At 72.4% G+C, this 13,061-nt stretch carries 16 protein-coding genes; 5 read left to right on the top strand and 11 right to left on the bottom strand.

Translation table 11 applies throughout. The features are described from left to right. Position 1: 1 nt before the first annotated feature. Complete coding sequence (gene hisI / locus ACFVVO_RS21350) at positions 2 to 397, bottom strand: phosphoribosyl-AMP cyclohydrolase (protein WP_390057016.1); 396 nt, start codon at positions 395 to 397, stop codon at positions 2 to 4. A gap of 139 nt (positions 398 to 536) precedes the next feature. Here hisI and ACFVVO_RS21345 point away from each other — a divergent pair, with 139 nt between their 5' ends. Both ACFVVO_RS21345 and ACFVVO_RS21340 read left to right on the top strand, forming a co-directional pair. Then, complete coding sequence (locus ACFVVO_RS21345) at positions 537 to 1,172, top strand: TIGR03085 family metal-binding protein (RefSeq protein WP_390057015.1); 636 nt, start codon at positions 537 to 539, stop codon at positions 1,170 to 1,172. A gap of 53 nt (positions 1,173 to 1,225) precedes the next feature. After that, on the top strand, positions 1,226 to 1,624 hold the full coding sequence (locus ACFVVO_RS21340) for a VOC family protein (RefSeq protein WP_390057014.1): 399 nt from the start codon (positions 1,226 to 1,228) through the stop codon (positions 1,622 to 1,624). Positions 1,625 to 1,627: 3 nt separating this feature from the next. On the opposite strand, the gene ACFVVO_RS21335 is transcribed toward ACFVVO_RS21340, so the two are convergent. The 10 genes from ACFVVO_RS21335 to hisD all read right to left on the bottom strand — a co-directional run bounded on the left by ACFVVO_RS21335 (position 1,628) and on the right by hisD (position 9,347). Further along, complete coding sequence (locus tag ACFVVO_RS21335; protein ID WP_390057012.1) at positions 1,628 to 2,881, bottom strand: MFS transporter; 1,254 nt, start codon at positions 2,879 to 2,881, stop codon at positions 1,628 to 1,630. 13 nt (positions 2,882 to 2,894) lie between these two features. Further along, positions 2,895 to 3,482 (bottom strand): ArsR/SmtB family transcription factor, encoded by a 588-nt coding sequence (locus tag ACFVVO_RS21330; protein WP_390057010.1) that lies wholly within the window; start codon positions 3,480 to 3,482, stop codon positions 2,895 to 2,897. Positions 3,483 to 3,624: 142 nt separating this feature from the next. After that, on the bottom strand, positions 3,625 to 4,380 hold the full coding sequence (gene hisF, locus ACFVVO_RS21325; RefSeq protein WP_390057008.1) for an imidazole glycerol phosphate synthase subunit HisF: 756 nt from the start codon (positions 4,378 to 4,380) through the stop codon (positions 3,625 to 3,627). Further along, on the bottom strand, positions 4,377 to 4,781 hold the full coding sequence (locus tag ACFVVO_RS21320; RefSeq protein WP_390057006.1) for a RidA family protein: 405 nt from the start codon (positions 4,779 to 4,781) through the stop codon (positions 4,377 to 4,379). The genes hisF and ACFVVO_RS21320 overlap by 4 nt, the downstream gene beginning before the upstream one ends. Beyond that, positions 4,778 to 5,503 carry a bifunctional 1-(5-phosphoribosyl)-5-((5-phosphoribosylamino)methylideneamino)imidazole-4-carboxamide isomerase/phosphoribosylanthranilate isomerase PriA gene (priA, locus tag ACFVVO_RS21315; protein WP_390057004.1) on the bottom strand — a complete coding sequence of 242 codons (726 nt, stop codon included), beginning with the start codon at positions 5,501 to 5,503 and terminating at the stop codon, positions 4,778 to 4,780. The genes ACFVVO_RS21320 and priA overlap by 4 nt, the downstream gene beginning before the upstream one ends. 3 nt (positions 5,504 to 5,506) lie before the next feature. Then, a complete protein-coding gene (hisH, locus tag ACFVVO_RS21310) occupies positions 5,507 to 6,151 on the bottom strand; it encodes an imidazole glycerol phosphate synthase subunit HisH (protein WP_390057002.1) in 645 nt (214 codons plus the stop codon). Continuing rightward, a complete protein-coding gene (locus ACFVVO_RS21305; RefSeq protein ID WP_199210187.1) occupies positions 6,142 to 6,306 on the bottom strand; it encodes a hypothetical protein in 165 nt (54 codons plus the stop codon). The genes hisH and ACFVVO_RS21305 overlap by 10 nt, the downstream gene beginning before the upstream one ends. 4 nt (positions 6,307 to 6,310) lie before the next feature. Continuing rightward, entirely contained in the window at positions 6,311 to 6,904 is a 594-nt protein-coding gene (gene hisB, locus ACFVVO_RS21300) for an imidazoleglycerol-phosphate dehydratase HisB (protein ID WP_030783530.1), read from the bottom strand. After that, complete coding sequence (locus ACFVVO_RS21295; RefSeq protein ID WP_390057000.1) at positions 6,901 to 8,007, bottom strand: histidinol-phosphate transaminase; 1,107 nt, start codon at positions 8,005 to 8,007, stop codon at positions 6,901 to 6,903. The genes hisB and ACFVVO_RS21295 overlap by 4 nt, the downstream gene beginning before the upstream one ends. Then, positions 8,004 to 9,347: a histidinol dehydrogenase gene (gene hisD / locus ACFVVO_RS21290; protein WP_390056998.1), complete on the bottom strand. Its 1,344-nt coding sequence runs from the start codon at positions 9,345 to 9,347 to the stop codon at positions 8,004 to 8,006. The genes ACFVVO_RS21295 and hisD overlap by 4 nt, the downstream gene beginning before the upstream one ends. Before the next feature lie 179 nt (positions 9,348 to 9,526). Here hisD and ACFVVO_RS21285 point away from each other — a divergent pair, with 179 nt between their 5' ends. The 3 genes from ACFVVO_RS21285 to ACFVVO_RS21275 all read left to right on the top strand — a co-directional run bounded on the left by ACFVVO_RS21285 (position 9,527) and on the right by ACFVVO_RS21275 (position 13,057). Further along, on the top strand, positions 9,527 to 11,104 hold the full coding sequence (locus ACFVVO_RS21285) for an oxidoreductase (protein WP_390056996.1): 1,578 nt from the start codon (positions 9,527 to 9,529) through the stop codon (positions 11,102 to 11,104). Positions 11,105 to 11,255: 151 nt separating this feature from the next. Further along, entirely contained in the window at positions 11,256 to 12,308 is a 1,053-nt protein-coding gene (locus ACFVVO_RS21280) for a hypothetical protein (RefSeq protein WP_390056994.1), read from the top strand. 11 nt (positions 12,309 to 12,319) lie between these two features. After that, entirely contained in the window at positions 12,320 to 13,057 is a 738-nt protein-coding gene (locus tag ACFVVO_RS21275) for an LON peptidase substrate-binding domain-containing protein (RefSeq protein WP_390056992.1), read from the top strand. Positions 13,058 to 13,061: the final 4 nt, after the last annotated feature.

The raw sequence follows: 13,061 nt of genomic DNA, 5'->3' as shown, positions 1-13,061 counted from the left end.
CTTACTGATCAGCGGTCGCCGGGCGGGCCCGCGGGGTGCTCGTGCCGGGATCGTCCTCGAACAGGACGTCCTCGTCGAAGCAGGTGCGAGCGCCGGTGTGGCAGGCGGCGCCGACCTGGTCGACCTTGACCAGCACGGTGTCGGCGTCGCAGTCCAGGGCGACCGACTTCACCCACTGGACGTGGCCGGAGGTGTCTCCCTTGACCCAGTACTCCTGGCGGCTGCGCGACCAGTAGGTGCAGCGGCCGGTGGTCAGCGTGCGGTGCAGCGCCTCGTCGTCCATCCAGCCGAGCATGAGCACCTCTCCGGTGTCGTACTGCTGGGCGATGGCCGGGAGGAGTCCGTCGGCGCTGCGCTTCAGGCGCGCGGCGATCTCGGGGTCGAGAGTGCTGGTCATGGGTGCCATTGTGCCGCGTGGGCCGGACCGTTCCGGGTTCCTGTCCAGGGGATGGGCACTGGGTGGGCGGCACCTGAGACGGGCCCGGGTGGACGGGCGACGGGTGGGCGGACCGGTTACGGAGTCGTAGGCTGACTCCATGTCGACCTTCGCCAAGCGTGAACGGCTCCTGCTCGCCGACCTCTTGGAAACCGTGGGGCCGGACGCCCCGACCCTCTGCGAGGGCTGGCGGACCCGGGACCTGGCCGCGCACGTGGTGGTGCGCGAGCGCCGCCCGGACGCGGCGGGGGGCGCGCTGATCAAGCCGCTGGCCTCGCGTCTGGAGAAGGTGCTCGCCGAGTACGCCGCGAAGCCGTACGAGGAGCTGATCCAGCTCATCAGGACCGGCCCGCCGCGCTTCTCGCCGTTCCAGCTCAAGCAGGTCGACGAGGCCGCCAACACGGTCGAGTTCTACGTGCACACCGAGGACGTCCGCCGAGCCCAGCCGGACTGGGGCCCGCGCGAGCTGGACGCGGTGTTCCAGGACGCGCTGTGGTCGCGTCTGGAGCGCACCGCCCGGCTGCTGGGCCGGGGCGTGCCGACCGGTCTGGTGCTGCGCCGCCCGGACGGCCAGACCTCGGTGGCGCACCGGGGCACTCCGGTGGTGACGGTGACCGGTGAGCCCTCGGAGCTGCTGATGTTCGCCTTCGGCCGGCAGAGCGAGGCGAAGGTGGAGCTGGACGGCGACGAGAACGCGATCGCCACCCTGCACGAGTCGAAGCAGCTCGGCTTCTGAACCCGGGCTTTCCGCAACCGGGCATCCCAGACCGGGCATCCGGGAGGCGCCGCATGATCAAGGTCGCGATGACCAGCGTGTTCGTGGACGACGTGGCGAAGGCGCACGCCTTCTACACGGAGGTCCTGGGGTTCGAGACCCGGCTGCACATGGATCTGGGCGGCGGCACGCTGTTCGTCACGGTCGGGGCGCGCGAGGGGGCCCAGCCGGACCTCCAGTTGCTGCTGGAGCCCGGGCAGGGCCCGATCGCGGAGCCGTACCGCACGGCGCTGTACGAGGCGGGGATCCCGTGCATCGTCTTCTCCGTGGACGACCTGCCGGCGGAGTACGAGCGGCTGCGCGGGCTGGGTGTGCGGTTCCCGCATCCCCCGCGGGTGCAGGGCCCGGTGCTCGCGGCGGTGTTCGACGACTCGGTCGGCAATCTTGTGCAGCTCACTCAGCCGAGGGTGTGAGCGTCAGCGGGGAAGTTCCGCGCGGCGCAGCCCGGGGACGCACAGGGCGACCACCCCGCCGAGCCCGCAGACGGCCGCGCTGGTCACGAACACCGGGCCGAGGCCGAAGGCCCCGATGGCGGCGGCCGCGAACGGCATGCTCAGCGGGGCCAGGCCGAGGCTGACCACACTGGCGACGGCGGTGACCCGGCCGAGGTAGGCGGGGTCGGACAGGGTCTGCAGCATGGCTCCGCACAGCACCCCGCTGAGCCCGGCGAGCAGCCCGATGAGCAGGGCGACGCCGACGGCCCCGACGAGCTGGGGTACGTAGGCCAGGGCGCCGATGGCGACCGAGCCGGCGAGGATCGCCCAGGCGGCGACCAGCCCGGCGCGCGGCACCCGGCCCCGGACGGCGAGCAGCAGCGAGGCGGCGCCCGCTCCGGCGCCGAATCCGGCGAGCACCCAGCCCATGCCGGCGGCGCCCCAGCCGCGCCGGTCGGCGAGCAGGGTCAGGCCGACGTTGAGCGGGCCGACGAAGCCGAAGTCGCCGAGGGCGATGGCGAGCATGAGCGGGGCGAGGACGCGGTGGCCGCGGATGTAGCGCAGGCCGCCGACCAGGTCGGCCCAGGCGGTGGTGCGCGGGGCGCCCGCCCTGTCGTCGCCGGGCAGGGGCCGCAGGCGAAGGGAGATCAGCAGCGGTACGGAGACGGCGATCAGCAGTCCGGCGAGGGCGAAAGCGGCCGGTGCGCCGCCGAGGGCCACGCCGAGTCCGCCGAGCGGGGCGCCGGCCACGCCCGCGCAGCGGACGGCGAGGCCGCGCATGCCCTGCACGCGGGCGAGCTGTCCCTTGCCGGTGATCCTGGCCGGGAGGGCGCCCACGGCGGGCATGAACACGGCGTCGACGGTGCCGAAGAGCAGGGCCAGCAGGGCGAGCGGCCACAGTCCGGGGCCGGTGAGGAACAGCAGCGCGGCCACCGCCAGGACCGCCGCGCAGCGCACGGTGTCGCTGCCGATGACGACGCGGCGCGGGCCGAGCCGGTCGGCGAGGACTCCCCCGCCGAGCATCAGCACGGCCCTGGGCAGCGCGCTGACGGACATCACGACACCGGCCTGCGCGGGGGTGCCGGCCTGGACGGCGGCCCAGGACAGGGCGATGTAGTAGACGCTGTCGCCGAGCATGGAGGCGGTGTAGGCGCCGAGCCAGCGCAGCACGTTGGGGTCGCGGTGGGCGGGGCGGTCCTCGGTATCGGGGGCCGGGGGTATGAGGGTGTCGGTCACGGCGGGGCCCTTCTCAGACACGGAACGGGAATCCGTACACGTGCAGCGCGACGTGCTCGCGCCCTTCGGTCTCGCCGGCGGCTTCGGCGGACCGGCCCTTCTCGTCGTACCTGCGGATCAGGGCGAGCATGTCGTCCTGCAGTTCGCGCAGTTCGGGCGCGGTGAGGCGGAGCAGGGACTCGCTGTCGGGCGCGGCCGCGTTCCACTCGGCGCTCCACGTGGGCCGTTCGTCGAGGTAGCGGCGGTAGAGGTCGGTGCGCTGGTCGTGGAAGAGCCGGGTCGCCGCCAGGTGCGCGGCCGCCTTCTCCGGCGCGTCCCGGAAGTCCTTGTCACGGATGCTCACGCCCTCGGAGGAGGGCTGCCACCAGCGTTCCCGGCCGTCCGCGCTCTGCGGCCGGGCCTCCTCGATGAGGCCGTGCTCGGCGAGCTTGCGCAGGTGGTAGCTGACCAGCGAGACGGCCTCGTCGACCTGGTCGGCGAGGTGCGAGGCGGTCGCCTTGTCGGCCACGCACAGGGCTCGGTACAGCTTCATCCGCAGCGGGTGGGCCAGCGCCTTGAGCGTGCCCACGTCCGTGATGGGACGGCTCCCCTTGGCTGTCATGTCTCCGACTCTAGATGCGAAAGAAAAATTGCACAATGAATGTTGCGCAACTTCTCTTTCGCATCTGCCCGCGAGGGGCCGGGGCCATGAGAAGGCCCCGGCCGCCTCAGCGGGCGACCGGGGCCGAGAGCTCGGGAAGGCGTCACCGCACGGGGTGGCCCGCCTCCCGCAGGGTCTGCTTGACCTCGCCGATGCGCAGGTCACCGAAGTGGAAGACGGAGGCGGCCAGGACCGCGTCCGCGCCCGCGTCGACGGCCGGCGGGAAGTCCGCCAGCCGGCCGGCACCGCCGGAGGCGATCACCGGGACGGTGACGTGCTTGCGGACGGCCGCGATCATCTCCAGGTCGTAGCCGTCCTTGGTGCCGTCGGCGTCCATGGAGTTGAGCAGGATCTCCCCGGCGCCCAGCTCGGCCGCGCGGTGGGCCCACTCGACGGCGTCGATGCCGGTGCCCTTGCGGCCGCCGTGGGTCGTCACCTCGAAGGCGCCGCCCTCGGTGCGGCGCGCGTCCACCGACAGCACGAGGACCTGCCGGCCGAACCGCTCCGCGATCTCCCGGATCAGGTCGGGGCGGGCGATGGCCGCGGTGTTCACGCCCACCTTGTCCGCGCCGGCCCGCAGCAGCCGGTCCACGTCCTCGGCGGTGCGGACACCGCCGCCGACCGTCAGCGGGATGAAGACCTGCTCGGCGGTGCGGCGCACCACGTCGTAGGTGGTCTCCCGGTCGCCGGAGGACGCGGTGATGTCCAGGAACGTCAGCTCGTCGGCGCCCTCGGCGTCGTACACCTTGGCCATCTCGACGGGGTCGCCCGCGTCGCGCAGGTTCTGGAAGTTGACGCCCTTGACGACCCGGCCGTTGTCCACGTCCAGGCAGGGGATGACTCGGACCGCCAGGGTCATGAGGTCACGGCTCCTCTGAATGCCTCTAGTTCCACTTCGACCAGGATGCGCGGGTCGACGAAGCCCTCCACGACCAGCAGGGTCGCGGCCGGGCGGACGGAGTCGAAGAACTCCTTGTGGGCGCGGCCCACCGCGTCCACGTCCCGCACATGGGTCAGGTACATCCGGGTGCGCAGCACGGACCCGATGCCGAGGCCGAACTCACCGATCGCCTCGAGGGCGCCGGTGAAGGCCACCTTGGCCTGTTCGTAGGGGTCGCCCTCCCCGTACAGCACGGTGCCCTTGAAGGACGTCGTGCCGGCCACCAGCACCCGGTCACCCGCCGCGACGGCGCGCGCGAATCCGAAGCTCTCTTCCCAGGGACTTCCGCTCTGCACACGCCGCACGGCCTCGGATGTCATGACGCCACTGCCTCCAGTGCCTCTTCCAGGGTGAACGCCTTCGCGTAGAGGGCCTTCCCGACGATGGAACCCTCGACACCGAGAGGTACCAGCTCGGCGATGGCGCGCAGGTCGTCCAGGGACGACACGCCGCCGGAGGCCACGACCGGGCGGTCGGTGGCGGCGCAGACGTTCCTCAGCAGCTCCAGGTTCGGGCCCTGGAGGGTGCCGTCCTTGGCGATGTCGGTGACGACGTAGCGGGCGCAGCCCTCCTTGTCGAGGCGCGCCAGCGTCTCGTAGAGGTCGCCGCCGTCCCGGGTCCAGCCGCGGCCGCGCAGGGTCGTGCCGCGCACGTCCAGGCCGACCGCGATCTTGTCGCCGTGCTCGGCGATGACCTTGGCCACCCACTCCGGGGTCTCCAGCGCGGCCGTGCCGAGATTGACGCGGGTGCAGCCGGTGGCGAGGGCCGCGGCGAGGGTGTCGTCGTCGCGGATGCCGCCGGACAGCTCCACCTTGATGTCCATCGCCCTGGCGACCTCGGCGATCAGCGCACGGTTGTCGCCGGTGCCGAAGGCGGCGTCGAGGTCGACCAGGTGCAGCCACTCGGCGCCGGAGCGCTGCCAGGCGAGGGCGGCCTCCAGCGGGGAACCGTAAGAGGTCTCGGTCCCGGACTCGCCGTGCACGAGGCGCACGGCCTGGCCGTCGCGGACGTCGACGGCGGGGAGGAGTTCGAGCTTGGCCATGGTCTACAGGGTTCCGATCCAGTTGGTGAGGAGCTGGGCACCGGCGTCGCCGGACTTCTCGGGGTGGAACTGGGTGGCCCACAGGGCGCCGTTCTCCACGGCCGCAACGAAGGGCCTGCCGTGCGTGGACCAGGTGACCTTGGGGGCCGTGATCAACGGGTTGTTCGTCTCCAGGGCCCAGTCGTGGACGGCGTAGGAGTGCACGAAGTAGAAGCGGGCGTCCGCGTCGAGGCCGGCGAACAGCTCGGAGCCCTCCGGGGCGTCGACGGTGTTCCAGCCCATGTGGGGCACGACGTCGGCCTCGAGCGGCGCGACCGTGCCGGGCCACTCGTCCAGGCCCTCGGCCTCCACGCCGTGCTCGATGCCGCGCGCGAAGAGGATCTGCATGCCGACGCAGATGCCCATCACCGGCCGCCCGCCGGACAGCCGGCGGTCGACCACCCAGTCACCACGCGCCGCGCGCAGGCCCTGCATGCAGGCGGCGAACGCGCCGACGCCCGGCACCAGCAGGCCGTCGGCGTTCATCGCCCGGTCGAAGTCGCGGGTGATCTCGACGTCGGCACCCACGCGCGCGAGGGCCCGCTCCGCGGAGCGGACGTTGCCGAAGCCGTAGTCGAAGACGACGACCTTCTTGCCGCTCAATTCCACACCTCCAGCCGCATGACGCCCGCGACCAGGCACATCGCGGCACCGATCGAGAGCAGCACGATGAGGCTGGTGGGCATCTTCTGCTTGGCGAAGGAGATGATGCCGCCGACCAGGAAGAGGCCGACGACGATCAGGACGGTGGACAGACCGGTCATGGGGTTACAGCGCGCCCTTCGTCGACGGGAGGATGCCGGCCGCGCGCGGGTCGCGCTCGGAGGCGTAGCGGAGCGCCCGGGCGAGCGCCTTGAACTGGCACTCCACGATGTGGTGCGCGTTGCGCCCGTAGGGCACGTGCACGTGCAGGGCGATCTGTGCCTGGGCGACGAAGGACTCCAGGATGTGCCGGGTCATCGTGGTGTCGTACTCGCCGATCATCGGCGCCATGTTCTCGGGCTCGGTGTGCACGAGGTAGGGGCGGCCGGACAGGTCGACGGTGACCTGGGCGAGGGACTCGTCCAGCGGGACCGTGCAGTTGCCGAAGCGGTAGATGCCCACCTTGTCGCCGAGGGCCTGCTTGAAGGCGGCGCCGAGCGCGAGGGCGGTGTCCTCGATGGTGTGGTGGGAGTCGATGTGCAGGTCGCCGTCGGTCTTCACGGTCAGGTCGAACAGACCGTGGCGGCCGAGCTGGTCGAGCATGTGGTCGTAGAAGCCGACGCCGGTGGCGATGTCGGTCCTGCCGGTGCCGTCGAGGTCGATCTCGACCAGTACCGAGGTCTCCTTGGTGGTGCGCTCCACGCGTCCGACGCGGCTCATGACTGGGACTCCTTCTGCAACTCACGGACCGCGTCGAGGAACGCGTCGTTCTCCTCCGGGGTGCCGGCGGACACCCGCAGCCACCCCGGCACACCGTTGTCCCGGACCAGTACGCCCCGGTCGAGGATCTTCCGCCACGCCTCGTGGGCGCTGTCGAACCGGCCGAACTGCACGAAGTTCGCGTCGGACTCGATCACCTCGAAGCCGATCGCGCGCAGCTCGGCGACCAGGCGGTCCCGCTCGGACTTGAGCTGCTCGACGTAGCCCAGCAGGGTGTCGGTGTGCTCCAGGGCGGCCAGGGCGGTCGCCTGGGTGATGGCCGACAGGTGGTACGGCAGCCGTACGAGCTGTACGGCGTCGACGACCGCCGGGTCGGCGGCGAGGTAGCCGAGACGCAGTCCCGCGGCGCCGAACGCCTTCGACATGGTGCGCGAGATGACCAGGTGAGGCCGGCCTTCCAGCAGCGGCAGCAGCGAATCGCCGTGGCTGAACTCGACGTAGGCCTCGTCCACGATCACCATGGACGGCTTGGCCGCCTGGGCCGCCTCGTACAGCCCGAGAACCGTCTCCGGCGGAACGGCGTTGCCGGTGGGGTTGTTGGGGGTGGTGACGAACACGACGTCGGGCCGGTGCTCGGCGATCGCGCGCCGGGCGGTGGCGAGGTCGATCGTGAAGTCCTCGCCGCGGGGTCCGGAGATCCAGCCGGTGCCCGTGCCGCGCGCGATGAGCGAGTGCATCGAGTACGACGGCTCGAAGCCGATGGCCGTGCGGCCCGGTCCGCCGAAGGTCTGCAGCAGTTGCTGGATGACCTCGTTGGAGCCGTTGGCCGCCCAGACGTTCTCGATGCCGAGCGGGTGCTTCCCGGTGTTCGTCAGGTACTTGGCCAGCTCGGTGCGGAGCTGGACCGCGTCCCGGTCGGGGTAGCGGTTCAGGTCGCGGGCGGCCTCCCGGACCCGCTCCACGATCCGCTGGACCAGCGGCTCGGGCAGCGGGTAGGGGTTCTCGTTGGTGTTCAGCCGTACGGGGACGTCCAACTGGGGCGCGCCGTAGGGGGACTTGCCGCGCAGCTCGTCCCGTACGGGCAGATCGTCGATGCCGGTCACTTGCTCTCGGGTACCTTCCAGCCGAACCTCGCCTTGATCGCCGCGCCGTGCGCCGGCAGGTCCTCCGCCTCCGCCAGCGTGACCACGTGGTGCGCGACCTCGGCCAGCGCGTCCTTCGTGTAGTCGACGATGTGGATGCCGCGCAGGAAGGACTGGACGGACAGGCCGGAGGAGTGGCAGGCGCAGCCGCCGGTGGGCAGGACGTGGTTGGACCCGGCCGCGTAGTCGCCGAGCGAGACGGGCGCCCAGGGGCCGACGAAGATCGCGCCGGCGTTCTTCACCCGGTCGGCGAGCGCGGTGGCGTCGGCGGTCTGGATCTCCAGGTGCTCGGCGCCGTACGCGTCGACCACCCTCAGGCCCTCCTCGACGCCGTCCACGAGCACGATCGCGGACTGCTTGCCGGCCAGGGCCGGGCGGATGCGGTCCTCGATGTGCCTGGTGGCCGCCACCTGCGGCTCCAGCTCCTTCGCCACCGCGTCGGCCAGCTCGGTGGAGTCGGTGACCAGCACGGCCGCCGCGAGCGGGTCGTGCTCGGCCTGGCTGATCAGGTCCGAGGCGACGTGCGCCGGGTCGGCGGTGTCGTCCGCGAGGATCGCGATCTCGGTGGGACCGGCCTCGGTGTCGATGCCGATCTTGCCGGTGAAGTAGCGCTTGGCCGCGGCCACCCAGATGTTGCCGGGGCCGGTGACCATGTTGGCGGGCGCGCAGGACTCGGTGCCGTACGCGAACATCGCGACGGCGGTGGCGCCGCCGGCCGCGTAGACCTCGTCCACGCCGAGCAGCGCGCACGCGGCGAGGATCGTCGGGTGCGGCAGTCCGCCGGCCGGATCGTTCTCGAAAGCGGGGGCCTGCGCCGGGGAGGCGAGCGCGATCGACTCGACCCCGGCCTCCTGCGCCGGGACCACGTTCATGATCACGGACGAGGGGTAGACGGACCGGCCGCCGGGCGCGTACAGCCCGACCCGCTCGACCGGCACCCACTTCTCGGTCACGGAGCCGCCGGGCACGACCTGGGTCGTGTGTGTCGTACGGCGCTGTGCGCGGTGGACCAGACGGGCCCGGCGGATGGACTCCTCCAGGGCGGCGCGCACGGCCGGGTCGAGGGCCTCGAGCGCGTCGGTCAGCGCCCGCGCCGGAACACGGACGGATTCCAGCCGTACTCCGTCGAACTTCTCGGCGAAGTCGATCAGCGCCGCGTCGCCACGATGATGCACGGCCTCGCAGATCGGACGCACCTTCTCCAGGGCGGCCGAGACGTCGAAGTCGGCTCGGGGCAGCAGGTCGCGCAGGGCGGGGCCCTCGGGGAGGGCGTCGCCGCGCAGATCGATTCGGGAGATCACGTACTCAATTCTCTCAGACCCGCGTCCGTAGCCGTCCGCGCGTATCAATGGCTGATACAGAACGTGGCCGGAACGTGGAAGATCACCTTCACGTCTAGTGTGCCGGGCGTCACTCAGCGGGCATGAACGGGTGTACGAGGCGGACGATTTGTGAGTGGTCGAGGAAGAAGGAAAGAGCGGTGACCGAGGGGGCCGGCAGCAACGCCGGAGATCTGCCGGAGGGCCTGACGGCGGCCGAGGCCGGCATGTGGCAGGCCTTCCGCAACGGCAGCGTGTACGACCTGAGCAGCGGGGACGCAGTGGTGGACGATCCGCACGGCGGGCATCCCTGGGGCCCGGAGCGGAGTGTCAGGGCGCGCATCGTCTGCTGGCTGCTGCTGGACGGGCCGCCCGCGCTCGCGGGGCGGGTGTCCGCGCTCAAGCTGGCCGGTGTACGGATCACCGGCACGCTGGAGCTGGCGGGCGGGACGGTCACGCCGTACGTGGAGATGCGCGGCTGCCGTTTCGACGACCAGGTCCTGCTTCCCGAGGCCCGCTTCACGACCGTGCGCCTGGTGAACTGCGCGCTGCCCCGGCTGGAGGCGGCCCGGGTCACCACCGAGGGCGACCTCCACCTGCCGCGCTGCCGCTTCCAGAACGGGGTGCGGCTGACCGACGCGCACATCGGGACGGACCTGCTGCTGAACCAGGCGGTCGTCCACCGGGACCGCAGCGGCCGCTCGATCGTCGCGGACGGCATGAGCGTCGGCCAGGATCTGCAGGCGGAGCTGCTGGAGTCGCACGGCGAGCTGAGCCTGCGCGGCGCCCAGGTCGGGGGCTCGCTGAGCCTGCGAGGGGCGAAACTGGCCAATCCGTACACGCGCCTCGCCCTGAACGCCCCCCAGCTGACGGTGGAGCGCACGCTGTACCTGACCCCGGCCGGCGTGGGCAATCCGCTGCTGAGCGGGACGACCCCCGCGCGCGGGACGCGGATCCAGCGCTTCGAGTGCCAGGGCGGGGTACGGCTGGACGACGGCCGGTTCGGGGACGCCGTGGACCTGGAGCGGGCCCGGTTCGTCCTCACCGACGACCAGGATCTGTCGCTGCGCCGGGTGCAGACGCCTGAGCTGCGTTTCCTGGGCGACCGGCCGCAGCGCGGGCAGGTGAAGCTGTCCGGCGCGCGGGTCGTCAACCTGGTGGACCGCGCGGGGAGCTGGCCGGGCCCGGGCAACCTGCACATGGGCGGCTTCACCTACGAGAGCCTGGTCCCGCGCGGCCCGTTCCCGCTGACCCGGCGGCTCGACTGGGTGGCGGCGGCGACCGCCGAGTACAACCCGGAGCCGTACGAGCGGCTGGCCGCGGTGCTGCGCGCGGCCGGGGAGGACGAGGACGCGCGCGAGGTGCTGCTCGCCAAGCAGCGCCGGCGCCGCGAGACGCTGCCGCCTGCGGGCAAGGTCTGGGGCTTCGTGCAGGACTGGGCCGTGGCCTACGGTTACCGACCGGGCCGGGCGGCGGTGTGGATGGCGGTGCTGTGGGCGGCGGGCACGCTCGCCTTCGCGCACGCCGCGCATCCGCCGGTGGACTCCGGCGAGCATCTGTCCTGGAGCCCCGCCCTGTTCACGCTGGACCTGTTGCTGCCGGTGATCGACCTGGGCCAGGTCGGCCAGTGGCAGCTGCGCGGCGGCTGGCAGTGGCTGGCCGCGATGATGATCATCATGGGCTGGATACTCGCGACCACCGTGGCGGCGGGGGCGACCCGGCTGCTGCGGCGGAGCTGAGCTGACTACGGGCGACCGACGGCTCACGGCTCACGGACAGGTACATCACAATAGTTGAAGCGTCACCCTTTGCCCGTCCTTGACCTTATGTCGTACAACCTTTCATGACTTGGCCGGACCCTCTGGCGCTCCCCCGACCTGCGGTCTTTCAATGGTCGACACCATGGCTCTGCTGCCGGCGTTCCTCCGCCCCACCCGGACGACACGACATGCCTCGTACCCCGCCGCCCCGCCCCAGGGCGGCTTCGAGGCCGTCCTCGACGCGCCCGACGACCACCTCTCGCCCGCGCTGGTCGCGGCCGGCCGGGGCGAGTACGGCGCCGCCTCCGCCCTGCTCGCCACCACGCGCGCGGCAGGCCAGTGGGAGGACCGAGACCGCTACACGAGGCGGCTCGCGGCCTTCGCCCGCTCCCGCCCCGAGTGGTTCGAGGCCTGGCGCGCGGCCACCCCCGGCGACCCCGACGTCGCACTGGTCGGGGCCCAGCTCGCGGTGGACCGCGCCTGGCCCTCACCGGCCCGCGCGGAGCTGCTGCGCGAGGTGAGCCCGCTGATCACGGCCGCCGCCCGCGCCGACGACCGCGACCCGGTGCCCTGGCGGATCGCCCTCGACCACGCGCGCGGCTCCCGGGCCGGCCACCGCTACTTCGAGGAGCTGTGGGAGGCGGCGATCCGGCGGGCACCGCACCACTACGGCTGCCATGTGGCCGCCCTGCGGTATCTGGGGACCTTCTGGCACGGCTCGCACCGCGAGTGCTTCGACTTCGCCGACCTGGCCGCGCAGGACGCCCCGGACGGCTCGCTGGTGCAGGCGCTGCCGGCCCGGGCGGCCTTCGGCTATCTGACCGACGACTGCGGGCCCGAGGTGCCGCGCGAGCGGCTGGACGCGGCCACCGACCGGGCGGTGTCGCTCTCCGCCCGCTTCCCGGCCGCCACCCCGGGGCCGGCCCGGATCCGCAACAAGCTGCTGTACCTCCTCGTCCGGCTGGGCCGGTGGGAGGACGCGCGCGCCCAGCTCGGCCTGATCGGCCCGTACGCCACCTCGTTCCCCTGGGAGCGGTTCTCCGACGACCCGCTCGGCCGGTTCCTGCGGCTGCGCGAGGGGCTGCTCGAGCCCACTCCCCCCGCCCTCCTCTCCGGGCTGGTGAAGACGCCGCCGCGGCCGCTGAGCGGGCACCGCGGTCGAGCGCCCGCCGCCGACCATTAGGCTGGGTCGCCGTGACCACCGTCCGTCTGCCCCTGTTCCCGCTGAACTCGGTACTGTTCCCGGGGCTCGTCCTGCCCCTGAACATCTTCGAGGAGCGGTATCGCGCCATGATGCGCGAGCTGTTGAAGACCCCCGAGGACGAGCCGCGCCGGTTCGCCGCGGTGGCGATCCGTGACGGCCACGAGGTGGCACCGAGCGCTCCGGGCATGCCGGATCCGACGGCACAGCCCGAGCGGGGCCCGGCCGCCGGCTTCGGCCCGGACCCCCTCAAGTCGCTCCACGGCGTGGGCTGTGTGGCGGACGCGGCGACCATCCGGGAGCGCGAGAACGGCACGTTCGAGGTGCTCGCGACCGGGACGACCCGGGTGCGGCTGCTCTCCGTGGAGGCGTCGGGCCCGTTCCTGACGGCGGAGCTGGAGGAGCTCACGGAGGAGCCCGGCGACGAGGCGGGCGCGCTGGCCGAGGGTGTCCTGCGCTCGTTCCGCCAGTACCAGAAGCGCCTGGCGGGCGCCCGTGAGCGCTCGCTGGCGGGCACGGAGCTTCCCGACGACCCCTCGGTGGTCTCCTACCTGGTGGCCGCCGCCATGGTGCTGGACACGCCGACGAAGCAGCGGCTGCTCCAGGCCCCGGACACCGCCTCCCGGCTCCGGGACGAGCTGAAACTCCTTCGCTCGGAGGCGGCGATCATCCGTAGTCTGCCGTCCCTGCCCGCGTTCGAGCTGACGCGGACGCCGACCAGCATGAACTGAGCGA

Origin of the sequence: Streptomyces sp. NPDC058145 (assembly GCF_042884245.1) — a bacterium.
Lineage (GTDB): Bacteria > Actinomycetota > Actinomycetes > Streptomycetales > Streptomycetaceae > Streptomyces.
The sequence above is the reverse complement of the archived record's forward strand: the minus strand, read 5'-3'. Positions and strand labels throughout refer to the sequence as shown.